Origin of the sequence: Streptomyces rishiriensis (assembly GCF_030815485.1) — a bacterium.
GTDB lineage: Bacteria > Actinomycetota > Actinomycetes > Streptomycetales > Streptomycetaceae > Streptomyces > Streptomyces rishiriensis_A.
Genome location: NZ_JAUSWV010000002.1, coordinates 7,595,679 through 7,614,363, shown reverse-complemented (window position 1 = coordinate 7,614,363; position 18,685 = coordinate 7,595,679). Strand labels below are relative to the sequence as shown.

The 18,685-nt window shown below is 73.9% G+C and carries 14 protein-coding genes; 9 read left to right on the top strand and 5 right to left on the bottom strand.

Annotated features, from left to right (window positions below; all coding sequences use genetic code 11):
• Positions 1–56 precede the first annotated feature (56 nt).
• Both QF030_RS36210 and bdeA read right to left on the bottom strand, forming a co-directional pair.
• Positions 57–2,861 (bottom strand): helix-turn-helix transcriptional regulator, encoded by a 2,805-nt coding sequence (locus QF030_RS36210; RefSeq protein WP_307166784.1) that lies wholly within the window; start codon positions 2,859–2,861, stop codon positions 57–59.
• A gap of 213 nt (positions 2,862–3,074) precedes the next feature.
• The gene (gene bdeA / locus QF030_RS36205; protein WP_373428938.1) at positions 3,075–3,995 is read right to left on the bottom strand and encodes a bis(hydroxyethyl) terephthalate hydrolase; all 921 of its coding nucleotides are present in this window, start codon (positions 3,993–3,995) and stop codon (positions 3,075–3,077) included.
• 255 nt (positions 3,996–4,250) lie between these two features.
• Between bdeA and QF030_RS36200 the strand changes: the two genes are divergently transcribed.
• The 4 genes from QF030_RS36200 (at position 4,251) to QF030_RS36185 (ending at position 9,095) form a co-directional block, all read left to right on the top strand.
• Positions 4,251–6,182, top strand: coding sequence for a PucR family transcriptional regulator (locus QF030_RS36200; RefSeq protein ID WP_307166782.1), 1,932 nt, complete (start codon positions 4,251–4,253; stop codon positions 6,180–6,182).
• Positions 6,183–6,371: 189 nt separating this feature from the next.
• Positions 6,372–7,763, top strand: a complete 1,392-nt coding sequence (locus QF030_RS36195) for a diaminopimelate decarboxylase (RefSeq protein WP_307166781.1) — start codon at positions 6,372–6,374, stop codon at positions 7,761–7,763.
• 71 nt (positions 7,764–7,834) lie between these two features.
• The gene (locus tag QF030_RS36190; RefSeq protein WP_307166780.1) at positions 7,835–8,056 is read left to right on the top strand and encodes a hypothetical protein; all 222 of its coding nucleotides are present in this window, start codon (positions 7,835–7,837) and stop codon (positions 8,054–8,056) included.
• A gap of 148 nt (positions 8,057–8,204) precedes the next feature.
• Positions 8,205–9,095: a Gfo/Idh/MocA family protein gene (locus tag QF030_RS36185; RefSeq protein WP_307166779.1), complete on the top strand. Its 891-nt coding sequence runs from the start codon at positions 8,205–8,207 to the stop codon at positions 9,093–9,095.
• Positions 9,096–9,175: 80 nt separating this feature from the next.
• Here the strand turns inward: QF030_RS36185 and QF030_RS36180 are convergent, their stop codons facing one another.
• Positions 9,176–10,063: a GNAT family N-acetyltransferase gene (locus tag QF030_RS36180; RefSeq protein WP_307166778.1), complete on the bottom strand. Its 888-nt coding sequence runs from the start codon at positions 10,061–10,063 to the stop codon at positions 9,176–9,178.
• Between the two features lie 230 nt (positions 10,064–10,293).
• Between QF030_RS36180 and QF030_RS36175 the strand changes: the two genes are divergently transcribed.
• Positions 10,294–11,385 (top strand): PP2C family protein-serine/threonine phosphatase, encoded by a 1,092-nt coding sequence (locus QF030_RS36175; protein ID WP_307166777.1) that lies wholly within the window; start codon positions 10,294–10,296, stop codon positions 11,383–11,385.
• Here the strand turns inward: QF030_RS36175 and QF030_RS36170 are convergent.
• Positions 11,342–13,585: an MMPL family transporter gene (locus QF030_RS36170; protein WP_307166776.1), complete on the bottom strand. Its 2,244-nt coding sequence runs from the start codon at positions 13,583–13,585 to the stop codon at positions 11,342–11,344. The genes QF030_RS36175 and QF030_RS36170 overlap by 44 nt on opposite strands.
• A 148-nt stretch (positions 13,586–13,733) precedes the next feature.
• On the opposite strand from QF030_RS36170, the gene QF030_RS36165 reads away from it, so the two are divergent.
• Positions 13,734–13,940 carry a hypothetical protein gene (locus QF030_RS36165; RefSeq protein WP_307166775.1) on the top strand — a complete coding sequence of 69 codons (207 nt, stop codon included), beginning with the start codon at positions 13,734–13,736 and terminating at the stop codon, positions 13,938–13,940.
• 83 nt (positions 13,941–14,023) lie between these two features.
• Positions 14,024–15,427, top strand: coding sequence for a Si-specific NAD(P)(+) transhydrogenase (gene sthA / locus QF030_RS36160; protein ID WP_307166774.1), 1,404 nt, complete (start codon positions 14,024–14,026; stop codon positions 15,425–15,427).
• A gap of 15 nt (positions 15,428–15,442) precedes the next feature.
• Here the strand turns inward: sthA and QF030_RS36155 are convergent, their stop codons facing one another.
• Positions 15,443–15,904 carry a DUF5709 domain-containing protein gene (locus QF030_RS36155; protein ID WP_307166773.1) on the bottom strand — a complete coding sequence of 154 codons (462 nt, stop codon included), beginning with the start codon at positions 15,902–15,904 and terminating at the stop codon, positions 15,443–15,445.
• A 331-nt stretch (positions 15,905–16,235) separates the two neighbouring features.
• Between QF030_RS36155 and QF030_RS36150 the strand changes: the two genes are divergently transcribed.
• Positions 16,236–17,708 (top strand): APC family permease, encoded by a 1,473-nt coding sequence (locus QF030_RS36150; protein ID WP_307166772.1) that lies wholly within the window; start codon positions 16,236–16,238, stop codon positions 17,706–17,708.
• 11 nt (positions 17,709–17,719) lie between these two features.
• Positions 17,720–18,679 (top strand): hypothetical protein, encoded by a 960-nt coding sequence (locus QF030_RS36145; RefSeq protein WP_307166771.1) that lies wholly within the window; start codon positions 17,720–17,722, stop codon positions 18,677–18,679.
• Positions 18,680–18,685 lie beyond the last annotated feature (6 nt).

Below are 18,685 nucleotides of genomic sequence, written 5' to 3'. Positions count from 1 at the left end.
GGATGGCATACCGTCCGGTCGGTCCCTAGGGGTGTGCACCATTGTTTTCGCTCCGGTCAACCCTCCTGTCCGGCCTTCTCGACCATGCGCACCAGTTCGACGCGTGAGCGCACGCCCAGCGTCGCGAAGACCTTGCGCAGGTGGTAGTCGACGGTTCGGGTGCTGACCGAGAGGGTCAGCGCCACCTCCCGGTTGGTGGCTCCCTCGGCGACGCACCGGGCGATCCGCAGCTGCTGCGGGGTCAGTCCGTCGAGTCCCGGCCCCAGCCCCATCGCTCTCACTCCGCCGCCCGGTGCCACACCGCCCGCCCGCAGTTCGGCCCGGGCCTGGTCCGCCCAGGGGCGCGCGCCGCAGCGCTCGAACCCGACCAGGGCGGCGCCGAGACGGTCGCGGGCCTCGCTCAGCCGGCGCCGCCTGCGCAGCCACTTGCCGTGCAGCAGTTCGGTGCGGGCGCGCTCGAAGTCGCCGCCGCCGGCCGCGTCGTGCAGGTCGAGCGCGCGACGGTACAGCGCGTCGGACCGGTCCGCCGGGGCCAGCAGCGCACGGCAGCGCGTCAGTTGGGCGGGGGCCTGGGGGTCGGCGCCGAATGCGGCCCACCGGGCGAACTCCTCGACGACCTCGCTGACGCCGCCGTCGGCCCGTCCGGTCGAGGCGGCGGCCTCCACCAGGCACGGTACGGCGAGCATCCACACCGCGAAGTGCCCTCTGCGGGGCCCCGGGCACACGAGCGGCCCCAGCCGGTCCACGGCCTCCCGTGGACGCCCGCGGGCGAGGTCGGCGCGGGCCGTGGCCCACTCCGCCAGCGTCGCGGCCTGGACGAGGCCGTGCCGCCGGGCGGTGGCCAGCGCGGTGTCCGCGTGGGCGGCGACCTCGTCGGGAGCGCCCTCGATCGAGGCGGCGAGGGCGAGTACGGCGTGGTGGTGGGCGGCCGTGTTGCGCTGCCCCGTCCGGTGCGCGGCCCGCAGTCCCTCCTCCGCGTGCGTCCTGGCCAGCGTGTGCCGTCCGGCGCGCAGTTCGGCGTAGGCGAGGTACTCCCGGGCCCGCGCGAGGGCCGCGGCGGTCCCGGGGGTCCGGGCGGCGGCCAGGGCCCGCGCCCCGGCCCGACGGGCGGCCGCGAGGTCCCCCAGCAGCAGGGCGGCGGCAGCCGCGCGCAGTGCCGTGTCCGGCTCGTCCGCGCCGGCCGCACCCGCCACGCCGCCCACCGCCTCCGCGTCCGCCACCAGCCGCCGCAGGGGTCCCGCCGCCTGCGCGAACTCCCCTTCTAGCAAGGCCCGCAGGCCGGTGCGATAGTCACGCAGCACGGCACTGCCCCCGGCGCCCACCGTCACCTCCGTCGGCCCGCCCTGCGCCCGGGGCAGGACCGCCGAAACGTCCGGGGGCGGCTGTGGGTCGGTGTCCGGCGAGCCGTCGCCGGCGCTCAGCACCTGCAGGCACCCCTGGGCGTCGCCCGCTGCCCAGGCGGCGTCCGCTGCGGCCAGCAGGGCCGATTGGGCCTGGCGTGGGGACGACCCGGCCAGCAGGCGGGCTGCCAGGAGCAGGGACGCACGGGCCTCGTCGACCGCGCCGTCGTACAGGACCGTGGTGCCGCGTACCAGCTCCACGCGGCCGCGCAGCGCCGTGGGCGCCGTGCTGTCCCGCGCTCTGTCGAGCAGCCGCAGAGCCCGGTGCGTGCGACCGCCGAGCAGGGCCTGCTCGGCGGCGGCCGTGTACCACTCCGCGCGCCGCGCGCCGTCCTCGGTCAGTCCGGCGGCATGGGTGTACGCGGCGCACCGCAGGCGCCGCGGATGCGCCTGATCGCCCGCCGCCACGGCCAGTTCGGCCGCCGTCCCGCGCCGGGGCACGGCTGCGGACCGGGCCCGGTGCAGCAGCACGGGCAGACCTGCGGCCCCCGCCTCCTCCAGTGCCCGGGCCAGCGCGCGGTGCGCGGCGCGGCGCCGCTCGGGCAGCGCCCCCGCGTAGACCGCCCGGCGCAGCAGGTCGCTGTGGAACCCGACCTCGCCGTCGACCCGGACCAGCACCTCGGGCAGCGGATCGAAGGAAGGCGCGGCCTCCGCCCCGGGGCGGGAACCCCGCAGCTGCTCCGCTGCGCGCCGGGCGAGCGTCAGGTCGGTCCTGCGATCCTCCGCGTCGTCCGCGTCCCGTACGGCCGCCGCGACCGTCAGCAGCAGGTCCTCCTGCGCGGGCGTGCACCCGGTCAGGAAGCCGCCGGCCAGCCCGGTCAGGAGTTCCGCGTCGGCCGACGGGCCCGGCAGCCTGCGGTGACCGCGGATCTGGGCGGGCGACAGGCGCCGGACCATCGCCAGCAGCAGCGCCGGACTGCCCGCGGCCGCGTCCACCAGGTCGTCGCGCACGGCCCGGTCGAGGGCCCCGCCCGTCTCCTCGTCCAGAAGCGCGGCCGCCTCCGCCGGGGAGAGCGGGTCGACGCGGACCACCGGCAGCGCGGCGAACTCCCGGTCGACCGGACGGTGTCCGGACACGCTGAGCAACACGCCGACCCGGCCGTTCCCGCGCAGGTGCTCGGCGGCGCGGCCCAGCACGGCACGGGTGGGGGCGTCCCACAGATGCGCGTCGTCGACGCACACCAGCATCGGCCTGCCGACGGAGGCGGCCCGCAGGGCGTCGAGGAGCACCGCCCAGGGCGGGCCGGTGGCGGACCACGGGCCCACCGGTGCGCCGAGGGCGCGCAGCAGTGCGCGCAGACCCCCGAGGGGTACGGCCGACGCCACCGGGTCGGCCCGAACACCGACCACCAACGCGGCCGGGCACGAGCGGGCGGCGCGGGCCAGGAACGCCGTACGGCCGCAACCGGGTTCACCGGTCACCACCCGCACACCGCCGCCGTCGGTCGTCTGTCCGGTCATTCCCGTGACGTTACGTACGGGTAACGGGCGGCGGAAGCCGTGCGACCGGTTGCGCGACGACGCCGGTGCGGGCCGTTCTGCGCCCGCCACCAGTGAATTCGTGCGCGACGGGCGTGGCACACCTTGTGCCGGGTCCCAACGGCCGCCGCCGTGCCGCGTGCACGGGCACAGCGACGACGACGGCGGCGGGGGCCCCGATTCCCTCACGCTGTCTCAGGAGGTGTGCGGGCAGTTGCCCCGGTACTCGTCGATCGTCGTGCTCGGCCGCGGGAGCGGGCACAGGAACTGCTCGTAGCGCGTGTCGTTGTCGATGAAGCGCTTCAGCCACGAGATGCCGTACTTCGCGATCGTCGTGTTCGACGAGTTCGGGGTGAAGTGGGTGGCGTTGTTCAGTTCCAGGTAGGCACGGTCCAGGGAGGACGGCAGGCTGGAGTAGAACGGCTCGGCGTGGCTGCCGACGGGGGCGATCGTGTCGCCGTCGGAGCCGACGATCAGCGTGGGCGTGGTGACCTCGGGCCAGGTCTTGTCGAGGTTCCACGGCGTCAGCGGGATCGCGGCCTGGAGCGAGGGCCGTGACTTGGCGGCCTCCAGGGTGCCGCCGCCGCCCATCGAGTGGCCCATGACGCCGAGTCGGCTGCTGTCGACGCGGGTACGCACGGAGCTGACCTGCGTGAGGTGATCCAGGGCCGCGAGCAGCTGACGGCCCCGGGAGTCGGGCTGGTCCAGCGTGGTGAGGGTGTCGATGGTGAAGACGACGAAGCCCTGGGACGCCAGCCGCGGGCCCAGCCAGGCGATGGAGGACTGGCCGGCCGTGTAGCCGGGCGCGACGGCGATCGCGCCGAAGGTGCCGTCGCCGGTGCTGGTCGGGTAGTAGATCGTGCCGCCGCCGAAGCCGGTCACGGCGAGCGAGGAGACGGTGGTCTGGGATACCGCGTACGGGCCGCGCAGCGCCTCGATGCTCGCGGTGGTCGGCGCGGGGCCCCTCTCGTAGGGGTTGTCCGCCGCCTGCGCGCCGGGGCCGCTGAGCGTGGTGAGGCCGACGACGGCGGCGATCGCCGTCGCGAACCGGGCGAGCTGTCCGGACCTGCGGTGGGGGGAGCCGGTGGTGGCGCGGTGGGCCGCACCGGTGCGCACGTGATGCTGCACGACGAGTCGTCCTCTCGATCGGGCGGCCGCAGGGGGCGCCGCCGCTGAAGCTGGACTGGCGGTGCCAGCGTCGGGGCGGGTGCGGCGCGCGGGGATCGGCGATGTCACCGGTCTCGTGCCTTTTCCACCGGAGGAAACCGGGTGACGGGCCCGGCGCACGCCCGGTGCCGCCGTCCGGGACGCCTATCGTCGGCGGGGAGCACACGGGGTGCGTCACCGGGACGAGGGCGGGAGCTTCGGACGATGAACGAGGAGGAACCGGCCCCGCCGGAGGCCGCCGCGACGCTGCGGGCCCTGCTGGCCTTCGAGGACGGCAACGCGGTGCGGCTGCTGTGCGCGCCCGCCGCGCCCGACACCGTCGTCCGGCGGATCGCCGTCGGCCTGGACGACCTCGACGACTTCGGCCCCCCGGACGGCCCCGATCAACCGGGCGGCCCTCGGCCGGGTCCAGGTGCAGGGCCGGATCCAGGTCCAGGACCCGGGCCGGGTGCAGGACCGGGGCAGTCGGCGGGCGCGGGCGTCCTGCTGCTGGCCGTGGGCGCCGCCTCGGACGCCGGCACCGTGCGCGAGGCCGCCCGCCGCGGGGCCTGCGCCGTCGTACTGGGTTGCACGGGCGAGGAGATCACCGGTTCGCAGGGGACCGGTCCGCAAATCACCGGTCCGGTGCAGGCCGGTTCGCACGGGACCGGTTCACAGGTCACCGGTCCGCTGGAGGCCGGCCCCGAGGCCACCGGTCCAGCGGCGACCCGTTCGGAGGTCGCCGGTCCGGAGATGTCCGGTCCAGGAATGACCGGCTCGCAGGTCGCCGGGCCGATGGAGGCTGCCCGGGAGACCGGCGTCGCGCTGCTCGTCCGCGCCGAGGGCACCGGCTGGGCCGAGGCAGCCGCGCTGCTGCGTTCGGCGCTCGGCTATGTCCGGGCCGGTGGGGCCGACGACGGCGAGACGCTCCGGGGCCCGGAGACGGCGCCTTCCCTCGCGGTCCTCGCGGCGCGGGTCGCGGCGTACGTGCAGGGGTCGATCACCATCGAGGACACGCGACTGCGGGTCCTGGCGCACTCCGCCACCGGACCCGGCGCCGACCCGCTGCGCCGGACCGTCATCCTCGGCGGCCGGGTGCCCGACTGGCGGGTCGCCGAGCTGCGGCGCAGCGGTCTGCTGCGCGCCCTGTGGACCTCCGAGGACGTCATCCACCGGCCCGCCGACGGCGAGAACCCGGAGCGGCTGGTCGTCGCCGTGCGCAGCGGCCGGGAGGTTCTGGGCTCGATCTGGGCCGCCGCCGACGGCGCCGCCCTGGCCCCGGACGCCGCTCGTCATCTGCGAACGGCCGCCGGGCTCGCCGCCCCGCTGCTGGTGCGCGAGCGGCTGAGCGAGAGCGGTACGGCCCACCGCCGGGAGGCCGCGCTGCGCGGTCTGCTGCACGGTCTCGGGGACCGGCGTACGCACGCCTGGTCGCTGGGGCTGTCCCCGGACGCGCCGTGCTCGGTGGTGGTGGCCGAGCGGCGGCCGGGTGCGCGGCCCGACGACCGGGCCCTGGACGTCCTCGCGCTGGAGGTCTCCGCGCACCGTCCCGGCACCGGGATCCTGCGGGACGGCGACCGGCTCGCGCTGTTCCTCGCCGGGGACGCCTCCGCGACGGACCATGCGACGGCCGTACTCGGCCTCGCGCGCGAACTGGACGCTGCCGTCTCGTCGTTGCCGGGCCCGCCGGCGGTGTGGCTGGGGGTCGGCCCGGTCGTCACCCCGGAACGGGCCGACCTGTCGTACGGGCGGGCCGGGCTCGTCGTCCGGGCACTGCGGGAGCGGGAGGCACGGGCGTCGGCCGCCGGACGGCCCCGGCCCCCGCGGCACGCCGACGCGGCCGGTGCGGGCGCGGCGCTGGAGGTGCTGCGGATCCTGGACGCGGCGCGTCCGGTGTGGGAGTCCGGCGGCGGGCCGGTCCACGACCTGATCCGCACGGACCTCGCCGCCGGCGGTGAGCTGGTACGGACGCTGGCGGCGTACTTCGACGCCGGAGGCGACGTCCCCGAGGCGGCACGCCGCCTGGTCGTGCATGCCAACACGCTCCGCTACCGGCTGGGCCGGGTGCGGGACCGGTACGGCGTGGATCTCGACGACGCCGACACCCGGCTGCTGCTGACGCTCGCGACCCGGCTGGTCCCGCCCGGGACGTACTGAGCCCCCGGACCCCGGACCCCGGACACCCGGGTGCCGAGTCGCCGAGTGCCCGAGGGTCCCTTGTGCGAGGACACAAAGGTTCCGCTTCCCTTTGGCCGGTCCCCCGAAGACGGGCGACCGACGCGGGGAGGAATCTGGAAGTGTCACCCGACCGCGTGACACCCTTCCTCGCCCGAAGGAGACCAGCACGTGCCGCTCCCCACCGAGAACCAACGGACCGACCAGCGGACCGACGCTCGGACCGAACCGCTCACCGACGCCTCCCCCGTCGCCCTCGCCGTCCGGCAGGCCGTCGCGGACGGGCTGCTCGGCGAGGACCGGCCGCTGGCCGGGTTCGTCGACGTGCAGGGCGTGCGCGACAGCGTCGCCGGCCTGCACGAGGCGTTCGCTCAGGTGCCTGACGTCCTGCACACCTTCGCCGCCAAGGCCTGTTCCCTGGTGCCCGTGCTGCGGCTGCTCGCCGACGCCGGCATGGGCTGCGAGGTGGCGAGCCCCGGGGAGCTGCGCCTGGCGCTGGACGCGGGTTTCGCCCCGGCGCGCATCGTGCTGGACTCGCCGGCGAAGACCCGCCGGGAGATCCGGGAGGCCCTCGCCCTGGGCGTCGCGCTCAACGCTGACAACCTCGACGAACTGGACCGGATCGACGCTCTGCGCCCCGAGGACTGCGCGTCGGTGCTCGGAGTGCGGGTCAATCCGCAGGTCGGGGGCGGGTCGATCGGCGCGATGAGCACGGCGACCGCGCACTCCAAGTTCGGCGTGGCCCTGCGTGACCCGGGGGCCCGCGCCCGCGTCGTCGAGGCCTTCGCGCGGCGGCCCTGGCTGACCCGGCTGCACGCGCACGTGGGCTCGCAGGGCTGCCCGCTGCCGCTGATCGCGGAGGGCCTCGCGGCGACACACCGGCTCGCCGAGGAGATCAACGCGCACGTCGGCCGCCGCCAGGTGACCAGCCTCGACCTGGGCGGCGGGCTGCCGGTGAACTTCGCCGACGACACGGTCACGCCCACCTACGCGGAATACGCGGCCGCGCTCGACGCCGCCGAACCGGCGCTGCTGGACGGCCGCTACCAGGTGGTCACCGAGTTCGGCCGCTCCCTGATCGCGAAGAACGGCTTCACGGCGGCCCTCGTCGAGTACGTCAAGGACGCCGGCGGCCGCCGGATCGCGCTCACCCACGCCGGCGGACAGGTCGCCACCCGTACCGTCTTCATGCCGCAGGCCTGGCCGCTGCGGGTGTCCGCGTACGGCCCGGACGGCACGCCCAAGCGGACGCCGCTCGTCCGGCAGGACGTCGCCGGGCCGCTCTGCTTCGCCGGGGACGTCGTGGCGCACGACCGGCCGCTGCCCGCCCTCTCCGAGGGGGACCTGGTGGTGCTGCACGACACGGGCGGCTACTACTTCTCGGCGCACTGGTCGTACAACAGCCTGCCGAGGCCCGCCGTGTACGGCTATCGGCTCGCGGGCGGTCAGGTCGCGTTCGCCGTGATCCGGTCCGCGCAGACGGTGCGGGAGATCTCCGCGGAGAGCGGTCTGGCCCAGGCGGACGCCCTGCTCACGGGTTTCGCCGCGCCGCCCGGAACCTGAACCGCGCCCCGCAGGCATCATCGGCCCGATCCTGAGCACCCGGCATGGCGTCGCCTGCGGAGGAGAGAACCGTGCTCTGGGTCGCCGTGCTGCTGCTGCCGTTCCTGTCCGTGCTGATGGCGGTCATGGACCGGGTCGAGGAACACCTGCTCGCCCCGGCCCCCGCCAAGCGGCGCCATGCCGGACGCAGGCGGCATCTCCGCCTGGTCCGCGACCCGTCCGGCGCCGCCCCGACCGCGGACGACTCCGGCTCGGCGGACGACTCCGGCTCGGCGCAGGCCCGGGCGGCCTGACGGCCCGCAGGACCGCCCCGGGTGTCCCGGACGACGGCCGTGTGCGAGGCTCGCGGTCGGATCCGGCGTCCCGGCGAGGACGTCACTCGTTCACGTCACTCGTCACGTCACTCGTCACGTCGGTCGGCATCAGGGAGAGTCAGCGGTTATGCGCATCGGTCTGCTCGGCACCGGCCCCTGGGCGCGGATGGTCCACGCCCCCGTCCTGGAAGCGCACGGCGCGCTCGACTTCGTCGGCGTCTGGGGCCGGCGCCCGGAGGCGGCGAAGGAGCTCGCCGACCGGCACGGAACACGGGCCTACGACGACGTGGACGCCCTGCTCACGGATGTGGACGCGGTGGCCGTCGCGCTGCCGCCGGACGTCCAGGCGCGGCTCGCGGTGCGGGCCGCAGGGGCCGGCTGTCATCTGCTGCTCGACAAACCGGTCGCCGCGACGGTGGCGGGAGCGCGGGCCGTGGTCCGGGCCGCGCAGGACGCCCAGGTCGCCTCGGTCGTCTTCTTCACCACCCGGTTCGTGCCCGAGGCCGGTGCCTGGATCGCCGAACAGGCCGAGGCGGGGGGATGGTTCACGGGGCACGCGCAGTGGCTGGGCGACGTGTTCCACGGGACGGGCGACCACCCCTTCGCCACGCCCTGGCGCGGCGAGAAGGGCGCCCTGTGGGACGTGGGTCCGCACGCGCTGTCCGTGCTGCTGCCGGTCCTCGGCGACGTCCGCCGGGTCGCGGCCGCGGCCCGTGGCCCCCGCGACACCGTCCACGTGGTCCTGGACCATGTGGACGGTGCCTCCAGCACCCTGACGCTCAGCCTGACGGCACCGCCCGCGGCGACGGGCGCGGGCGTGGAACTGCGCGGCACGGCCGGCGTGACCCGGCTCCCCCAGGGCGGTGGCGACGCCGCCGACGCCCTCACCCGGGCCGCCGACGAACTGCTCGCGTCGGCCCGGGACGGCCGCCCGCACGCCTGTGACGCCGCGTTCGGCCTGCGCGTCACGGAGGTACTGGCCGAAGCCGAGGCCCTGCTGGCGGCCGGAGCGCGCTGACACCCCCGCCGCTGACACCCCCGCCTCGGCGCCCGCGGGACGGGACCGGGCAGGTCCCGTCCCGCGGGCTCGGTCGGCCGTCAGTCCAGCTCGAAGTTCACCCGTTCCCGCACGATCGGATAGCCGGCCTTCGCGAAGTGCGCCGCCATGGGGACGTTCCCCTGGTCGGTGGCCGCGGCGATGAACTCGGCGCCCTGCTCGACGAGATGGTGGGTGCACTCGGCGAGGAGGTCGTAGGCGTATCCGTGACCCCGGTGGTCCGGCAGCACGCCGATGAAGCCCACGCAGGGTCCTGACGGGTTGTGGGCCGGGATGTGGATGCCGGCCAGCTCGCCCTGCGGGGTGCGGGCGACCTGCCACCACTCACGCGGGGAGGGACACCAGCGGAAGAAGTCGATCTCCTCCTGGGCGGCCTGGTCGAGGCCTCCCTGCTCGATGGCCTTGCGGGCGTGGGCGTCAAGGGTGACGGAGTGGATGCGGCGCAGGGCGTCGAAGAACACCGCGTCGTCCGGTTCGGGGGCGAACCGCAGCCGGCCGGGACGGTCGGGCAGCCCGCACTCCGGGGTCCACCGGTACACGAAGCGTTCCACCAGCGGGGTGTGGCCGGCCGCGCGGGCGGCGGCGTACCGGGCCTCGGCGGCGGCCCGCATGGCGGGGTCGTCGCGCCAGCCGCCGGGCATGACGAGTTCCAGGCCGACCTGCCAGGGGGCGGTGCGCAGGAGTTCGGCCGCGGCCTCCTCCTCGCCGTCGGCGAAGTCGAACCACTCCACCACGAGCGGTTCGCTGTCCTCGGGTCCGCCCCACCAGACGGCACGGGCGACCACCCGGCCGTCGCGCAGGGCGACGCGCTTCCAGTCGGGCCGGTAGGTGATCCTGCCGAAGGCGTCGGCGGCGTGCAGCGGGTCGGGCAGGGCATCGAACAGATGGGCGTCGCTCTCGTCGAGAGCGCGGATGACCAGATCGGTCACGGATTCCTCCGGGTCGCGTACGGCGTGGTGCGCTCCCGGGGCGTCGGACGAGGGTCAGACGCGGCACGCGGGGGTCACGGAGTGGGAGCGCGGGGTGAATGCGGTTCGCATGGCGCTCGCCTCCTTCCGTGGGTGTCCAGGCGTGCGCTCTCACGGTAGGGGGGCCTCCTCGGTCGCGTCCACCGGTTTTCGGCGTGCGCCCGCCCCGCCCACGGTGGAGCGTGGGGTTCGTGGGAGGACTGGACGGGGACCGGCGGGGCTGGCTGCGCGGCGCACCGCCGCCGCGCTGGGTACGGGCGCTGCCGCTCCTGCTGATCGCGGGCGTCTGCGTCGCGACCCTGACCAGTCCCGAGCCGCTGGACATCGGGTTCGTGCTGGGCGCGATCCCGCCGCTCGCGGTGCTGTCGTACGGTCCGGCGACGACCGCGCTGCTCGGTGCGGCCGTGGTGGTGATACTGAACCTGCCCGCGTTCCAGCTCGACCGGCCCGGGCAGACCGATGTGCTGACGGTGTGTTTCGTCGCGGTGCTGAGCGTGTTCGTGGCGTTCGTCCGACGCCGCCGGGACGCCCAGCTGGACACCGAGCGCACGACCGCCGAGGCCGCGCAGAACGCCGTCGTGCCGCCGGTCCCCGAGCGGGTGGGTCCCCTGCGCTGCGCGGGCCTGTACCGCGCGGCGCAGCGCGGGACGCTCGTCGGCGGTGACTTCTTCGACGTCCGGACGAGCGACCACGGGGTGCGGGCGGTGCTGGGCGACGTCCAGGGGCACGGGCTGGCGGCGGTCGCGACGGTGGCGTCGCTGCTGGGGGCGTTCCGGGAGGCGGTGCTGGACCAGCCGGATCTGGGCCGGGTCGCCGCCCGGCTGGACCGGCGGCTGACGGTGGACTCGGCCCGGGTCAGGCACGCCGAGCTGTTCGCGACGGCGGTCCTGCTGGAGTTCACGCCGGACGCGGACGCGGTGAGCGTGGTCGTCTGCGGGCATCCCCCGCCCGTGCTGCTGCGCGGGGACACGGCCACCGAACTGGACGTCGTCCCGTGGACGCCCCTGGGGCTCGGTCTCCCGGAGGGCGCCCCGCTCACCGCCCGGGTGCTGCCGCTGCGTCCCGGTGACCGCCTCTTCCTGGCCTCCGACGGCGTCTCGGAGGCCAGGGACGCCGCCGGGGTCTTCTACCCCCTGCTGGACCGCCTGCCCGGGCTCGCGGCCGGCGCGGACCCGGCGACGGCGGCCGAGCGGGTGTGGAGGGACGTCCTGCGCCACTGCCCCGACGTCCGTGACGACGTCACGATGCTCGTTCTCGCGCCGGTGGGTCCGGCGGACCGCTGAGGGTCTCGGCGTCGCCCTCGGCGTCGATGTGCGGCAGGATCCGGTCCAGCCAGTGCGGGGTCCACCAGGCGCGCGCCCCCAGCAGGGTCATGACGGCGGGCACCATGAGCAGCCGCACCACGGTGGCGTCGATCAGCACGCTGACGGCGAGACCGAGGCCGAGCATCTTGACGACGATGTTGTCACTGACGATGAACGCCGCGAACACGCTCACCATGATCAGGGCCGCGCAGGTGATGACCCGGGCGGTGATCTCCAGGGCGTGGGCGACCGCCTCCTTGGCGTCTCCGGTGCGCAGCCAGGCCTCGTGCACCCGGGACAGCAGGAAGATCTCGTAGTCCATGCTGAGGCCGAAGATGATCGCGAACATCATCATCGGCACATAGCTCTCGATGGGCACCTTGCCGTGGACGCCCAGGGCGGGTCCGCCCCAGCCCCACTGGAAGACGGCGACGACGACGCCGTACGAGGCGGTGATCGACAGGACGTTGAGCACGGCGGCCTTGACCGCGACCAGGAGGCCGCGGAACACGGCGAGGATGATCAGGAAGGCGAGGGCGACGACCACGCCGATGATCAGAGGCAGCCGGGCGGCGACGAGGTCACGGAAGTCGACCTGGGCGGCCGTGGTGCCGGTGACGTAGCCCTTCGCGTCGTAGCCGGAGACCGCGTCGGGGAGGGTGTCGTCGACGAGACGGTTCGTCAGACCGGTGGTGCCCGCGTTCTGCGGGGACTGCTCCGAGTAGACGGTCCCGAGCAGCACGTCTCCGTCGCCGGTGGCCGTCAGCGGGGTGACCGTGGCCGCGCCGGGCACCGCGCCCAGCGTCTTCTGCGCCTGGGCGGAGAGGTCCGAGCGCTTGTCGGACGGGACGGCCGTCTGGTCGATGACGACGGTGAGGGGGCCGTTGGAGCCGGGCCCGAAGGCATCGGTCATCAGGTCGTAGGCCCGCCGGTCGGTGAAGGAAGTGGGGTCGGCGCCGTCGCCGATGTGGCCGAGCTGGAGGGAGAAGACCGGGATCGCCAGGATCGCGATGACGGCCACACCGGCGCCGAGGTACTCCCAGGGCCTGCGCTCGACGCGCTTGGCGTAGCGGTGCCAGGTGCCGTGCGGGACGGCGCCCGGTTCGGCGTCGGTCTCGGCGACCGGCTTGCGGACGTGGTAGCGGTCGACGTGTCTGCCGAAGAGCCCGAGGAGGGCCGGCACGAGGGTGAGGGCGCCGACGACGGCGGAGACGACGGTGACCGCGGCGGCGAGCCCGAGTTTGCCGATGAAGGACACGCCGGACGCGTACAGGCCGAAGAGCGCGATGATCACCGTGGTGCCGGAGACGAGCACGGCGCGGCCGCTGGTGGCGTTGGCGTGTCCGGCGGCCTCGGCCGGATCGGCGCCGTCCATCAGGTTCTGGCGGTGCCGGGTGATCAGGAAGAGGGCGTAGTCGATGCCGACGCCCAGTCCGATCATGGTGGCGAGGGTCGGCGAGACGGTCGCGAAGGTGAAGGCGGCGGCCAGCAGCCCAAGGCAGGCGAGTCCGCCGACCACACTGATCAGGGCGGTGACCAGGGGCATTCCGGCGGCGATGACACTGCCGAAGCCGACGAGCAGGACGACGACGGCGACCGCGAAGCCGATCAGCTCGCTGATCCGGTCGTCCGCGTCGGGCCGGGCCAGCTCGCCGAGCGAGCCGCCGTACTCGACGTCGGCGCCGGCCGCCCGCAGCGGCTGGACGGCTTTGTCCACGCCGGTCAGATAGTCGTCGCCGAGGGTGGAGGGCTGTTCGTCGAAGCGGACGGTGACGTACGCGGTCCTGCCGTCGCTCGACACCGGGCCGACCTTCGACGACGTCACGGAGAGCGGGTCGACGGCCGTGAGCACATGGGGGAGCTTCTGAAGGTCGCCGACGGCCGTGGACAGCGGTGAACTCAGCGAGCTCACGGACTGGTCGTCGTGCAGGACGATCTGGCTGCTGTAGCCGCCGGCCTGCGGATCGTGCTCCTTGAGCACGTCCAGGCCGTCCGTGGACTGGACGCCCGGCAGCTGGAAGTCGTCCTCGTAGGTTCCGCCGACGGAGCGGCCGACCACCTGGAGGGCGACGACGGCCACGAGCCAGGCGATGATGACGATCAGGAAGTGACGGGCGCACCAGGCGCCGAGCCTGCGCAGTCCCCCGCGGTGCGGGTCCCCGGCGGTGGTGGGTGCCATGGAGCCATTAGACGCCGGGATGATCTTTCCGGCATCTCGGGCCGGAGCTGATCGGGATTGCAGGGTGCGGCCGCAGGATGAATGGTGTTAGTGGACCCGATGACCGCACCGGGCCGAAGCCTCCCTTCGGACGCGAGGAGCAGACATCATGCCGACGTCAGAACCCGGCGCCGCCCAGCCCTCTTCGGACCGCGCCACTCCGGACAAACTGCTCCACACGCGTACCGGCACCGAGGTGTCGCCGGAGGACATGGTCCTCGCCACCGGCCGGGACATCACCCCGCGCAGTCTCGAGTGGGCGCGGCGCAAGCTCGCCGAGGAAGGACCCAGCGCGATCGAGAAGCTGCTGCCCTAGGACGGGAAGCCGCCGCCCCGGCGGTCGGGGCAATCGGGGCTCACCCTTTCGCGGTGGGCCCCGCGGCTGCCAGACTCCCGAGGATGCCCGACTTCGACATGCTCGTCCTCGGATCAGGTCCCGGCGGCCAGAAGGCCGCCATCGCCGCGGCCAAACTGGGCCGCCGGGTCGCCGTCGTCGACCGCCCCGACATGGTCGGCGGGGTCTCCCTGCACACCGGCACCATCCCCTCCAAGACGCTGCGCGAGGCGGTGCTGTACCTCACCGGTCTCACCCAGCGGGACCTGTACGGACAGAGCTACCGCCTCAAGGAGAACATCACCGTCGCCGATCTGACCGCCCGTACCGAGCACGTGGTCGGGCGTGAGATCGATGTCATCCGCAGTCAGCTGTCCCGCAACCACGTCGCCCTGTTCGCCGGCACCGGCCGGTTCGTCGACGCCCATACCGTCGCGCTGCGCGAGATCACCGGGCAGGAGCGGCTGATCAGCGCCGAGCACATCGTGATCGCCACCGGGACGCGGCCGGCTCGGCCGGACAGTGTGGAGTTCGACGGGCGGACCATCCTCGACTCCGACAACGTCCTGACGATCGAGCGGGTTCCGCAGTCCATGGTGATCGTCGGGGCCGGGGTGATCGGCATGGAGTACGCGTCCATGTTCGCCGCGCTCGGCAGCAGGGTCACGGTGGTGGAGAAGCGGGCCGGGATGCTCGACATGTGCGACGTGGAGGTCATCGAGTCGCTCAAGTACCACCTGCGCGACCTGGCGGTGACCTTCCGTTTCGGGGAGACCGTCGCGGCGGTGGAGCGGCATGCGCGGGGTGCGCTGACCGTGCTGGAGAGCGGCAAGAAGATCCCCGCGGACGCGGTGATGTACTCGGCCGGCCGGCAGGGCCTGACCGACGGACTGGACCTGGACAAGGCCGGGTTGGCGGCGGACCGGCGCGGCAGGATCGAGGTCGACGAGCACTACCGCACGCCGGTCCCGCACATCTACGCGGTGGGAGACGTCATCGGCTTCCCGGCGCTCGCCGCGACGGCGATGGAGCAGGGCCGGGCGGCCGCGTACCACGCGTGCGGTGAGCCCGTCGGCCAGATGCACCACCTCCAGCCGATCGGCATCTACACGATCCCGGAGATCAGCTTCGTGGGGCGGACGGAGGACCAGCTCACCGAGGACAGCGTGCCGTTCGAGGTGGGCATAGCCCGCTACCGCGAACTGGCCCGCGGGCAGATCATCGGTGACGCCCACGGCATGCTGAAGCTGCTGGTCTCGCCCGGGGACCGGACGCTGCTCGGGGTGCACTGCTTCGGCACCGGGGCGACCGAGCTCATCCATATCGGGCAGTCGGTGATGGGCTGCGGCGGCGCCGTCGACTACCTGGTCGACGCGGTGTTCAACTACCCGACGCTGGCGGAGTCGTACAAGGTCGCCGCACTCGACGCCACCAACCGGCTACGGCAGTTGGACCGCATCGGCGACTGAGGGGCGCGGGGCCGCTCACTCCTCGACGATGTGGACGGCGGCCTCCTCGGCGCCCGCGGCCCCGCCGTCGATGCCCACGTCCTCGGCGACCTCCTCCTTGGTGGCGTCGGGGTGGGCCCCCTCGTCGGGGGCGACGAGCCGGCCCGCGCGCCGGTCACCGGCCTCGGAGTCGACGGGTTCGCCCTCACCGCCGGGAAGGTCGCCGACACCGTCCCCGGCGGGTTCCGAGACGTCCGGGATCTCCTGGGCCAGGCGCTGGTCGAGGCTTTCGCCGTCGTGCTGCTCGGCCGCGGTGGTGCCGTACTTAGTCACTCCGAGCGGCTTCTCCGGCGGGGAGTAGCCCTCGTCCAGGGTGTCGTCGTAGGTGCGTTCGTCGATGGCGTCCTGGAGGTCGAGCGGGGCGGCGTCCTCCTGTTCCTCGTTCGTTCCGGTGGGCTGGTAGACGTCGTCGCCCATCGCCTCGGACTCCGTACCCATGGGCTCCTCCTCCGCTTCGGGGGTTGTTGTCTCCCCGTCCGCGTTTCCCGTGCGGCCCGCTCCAATCGCGGCACATGCCACCCGCACGGGCGGGCCCGGACATTACCGATCCGTCAATCTTGAAAGCTCAATCGTTGGGGCTATAGTCACTCGCACACTGAATGTGACCGTCCGTCGACGCAGTGCTCGGATGGTCCTCTCCGCGCCTTTCTCCGCCGACGTCCTGCGAGGTCATCCCCTCTCGACGCGCGGCGGCGCTTCACCCTCACCCCCCATACGCCGCCGGGCCGTCCCCGCTTCGGCGGCGTGCACGACGGAAAGCAGCGCAACCATGAGCAACAGCACGGGAAGAGGCCTCCAGGCGAACGTCCTGGGCACTTTCGACACGGTGGTGATGGCGGTCGCCGGCAGTGCGCCGGCCTACTCCATCGCCGCCACCACCGCGGTCCTGGCCGGCGCCGTGGGCCTGGCCGGACCGGCGGCGCTGCTGTACTGCGCGATACCGATGCTGGGCATCGCGCTGGCCTTCAGCCGACTCAGCCGGATCGACGTCAACGCGGGCGCCAGCTACTCGTGGGTGGGGCGCACGCTCCACCCCTTCCTGGGCTTCATCAGCGGCTGGGCGCTGGTGGTCTCGGCGACCATCTTCATGGTGGCGGGCTCCCTGCCGGCCGGTGCGATGACGCTCGCCCTGTTCGACGAGGGCCTCGCCGACGACACCGCGCTGTCGACCGTCGTCGGCGCCGCCTGGTTCCTGCTGATGCTGGCTGTGGTTCTGGGCGGGGCCCGGCTCACCGTGCGCGCCCAGCTGATCATGTCGGGTGTCGAGCTGGCGATCCTGGCGGTGTTCGCGGTGCTCGCCGTCCTCCACACGGACAACTCGCTGCCGTTCGACTGGTCCTGGCTCGGATTCAGTCATTTCGACGGGGTGTCCGGCTTCGCGTCGGGCGCGCTGGTCGCCGCGTTCTACTACTGGGGCTGGGACGTGACCAGCAACCTCAGCGAGGAGACCCGCGACAGCCGCCGTACGACGGGGCTGGCGGGGCTGATCGGGGTGGGCATCGTCTTTCTCCTCTTCGAGGTCTTCACCATCGCGGTGAACGTCGTCCTCAGCTCGCAGCGGATCGAGGACAACGGCGCGAACGTGCTGGCGGCGCTGGGCGAGGAGGTGTGGCCGGGCTGGGGCGGCAAGGTGCTGATCGTGGCGGTGATGCTGTCCACCGTCGCCACCCTGGAGACGACCCTGATCCAGGTCACGCGCTCACTGTTCGCGATGGGCCGGGACCGTACGATGCCGTCCGCGCTGGGCAGGGTGCACCGCACCTGGAACACGCCCTGGGTGGCGATCGCGGTGGTGGGCGCGGTGGCGCTCGTCCTGTTCGTCGCCTCCAACGCGCTGGGCTCGGTGGGCGACATCCTCGCCGACGCCATCTCGGCGATCGGTCTCCAGATCGCCGTCTACTACGGGCTGGCGGGCCTGGCGGCGGTCGTCGCGTACCGCAAGACGCTGCTGAAGTCCCCTTCCGACTTCCTCCTCGGCGGGCTGTGGCCGCTGTTCGGCGCCGTCTTCATGTTCTGGATCTTCGTGGAGTCGCTCGGTGAGCTGGCTCCCGCGGCGGTCGCCATCGGCATCGGCGGGCTCGCCGTCGGACTGGTGCCGATGCTCTGGTACTGGCGGCAGGGCAGCGACTACTACCGGCCCGCCCGGCTGGACGCCTCGCGCACCGTCGAGGCCGACTACGTGCCCGGGAGGCGCCCGGCCGCGCACTCCGCCGGTCACGAGGGTCTCTCCACCGACTTCTGAGAGGGGATCCGATGGCGCGCGACCGTTTCGCTCCCGATTTCGACCCCGACTGCGGGGACGCCCCCCTCTCCTCCACCCGGCACGACATCGTCATCGGCCGCTGGCAGGGCCTGCGGGACCTGCTGCGCGCCACCGGCCCCGACTGGCTCTCCCGCGGTCACCGGGTCCGGCTGCTGGCGCAGGCCTGCGCGGGCAGTTCGACGGTGGAGACCTGGCTGGCCGCCGAACCGCACAGTGCCGACGCGCTGGTGCTGCGGGCGGCCACGGAGACGGTCCGGGCCTTCAACCTGGCGATCACCGCCGGCCGCGGCGTGCCGATCGACCGGGCCCGGGTCGACGGCGCGGTGCTGGCGTGTCTGTCCGCCGCCGAGGCGTACCTGGACGACCCGACACCCTGGACCTCGCTGATCTCGGTCGCCCGGCTCTACCCGGCCGGGGTACGCCGACAGGAACTGGCCCGCTGGTGGGACGAGTTGTACCAGCGGGATCCGTACAGCATGGAGGGCCACCTGCAGGTGCTGCACTACTACTCCGCCCGCTGGCACGGCTCGCACGGGCTGATGTACGACTTCGCCCGTGACGCGGCCGGCTCCGCCCCACCGGGCTGTCCGCTGCCGGTGCTGGTGCAGTACGCGCGGGTCGAGGAGTTCCGCCACGCCCTCGACACCACGCAGGACCGCTCCGCCGCGGTGGGACTCGGCCAGCACTGGAACAACGACGGCGCCGTCAGCGACGTCCGCCGCACCTGGGACCGCTGGATCGCGGGCCGCAAGGAGGACGCCGTCCGCCCGGGCGAGCTGCGCGACGTCAACTACCTGGCCCACGCGGCGTGTTCCGCAGGCATCGCGGACGTGGCGACTCCCCTCCTGCGGATCCTCGGCCACCGGGCGACCCGCACGCCCTGGTCGTACACCGGCGATCCGGTCCAGCAGATCGCCCGACGGCGCAGGGAATGGGGCGTGCGCGACTGAGACCGG

Coding starts and splice junctions, on each gene's coding strand:
- sthA (WP_307166774.1), top strand. CDS start 14,024: ATGCCCGACTTCGACATGCTCGTCCTCGGATCAGGTCCCGGCGGCCAG.
- QF030_RS36165 (WP_307166775.1), top strand. CDS start 13,734: ATGCCGACGTCAGAACCCGGCGCCGCCCAGCCCTCTTCGGACCGCGCC.
- QF030_RS36155 (WP_307166773.1), bottom strand. CDS start 15,904: ATGGGTACGGAGTCCGAGGCGATGGGCGACGACGTCTACCAGCCCACC.
- QF030_RS36145 (WP_307166771.1), top strand. CDS start 17,720: ATGGCGCGCGACCGTTTCGCTCCCGATTTCGACCCCGACTGCGGGGAC.
- QF030_RS36170 (WP_307166776.1), bottom strand. CDS start 13,585: ATGGCACCCACCACCGCCGGGGACCCGCACCGCGGGGGACTGCGCAGG.
- QF030_RS36210 (WP_307166784.1), bottom strand. CDS start 2,861: ATGACCGGACAGACGACCGACGGCGGCGGTGTGCGGGTGGTGACCGGT.
- QF030_RS36150 (WP_307166772.1), top strand. CDS start 16,236: ATGAGCAACAGCACGGGAAGAGGCCTCCAGGCGAACGTCCTGGGCACT.
- QF030_RS36185 (WP_307166779.1), top strand. CDS start 8,205: ATGCGCATCGGTCTGCTCGGCACCGGCCCCTGGGCGCGGATGGTCCAC.
- QF030_RS36200 (WP_307166782.1), top strand. CDS start 4,251: ATGAACGAGGAGGAACCGGCCCCGCCGGAGGCCGCCGCGACGCTGCGG.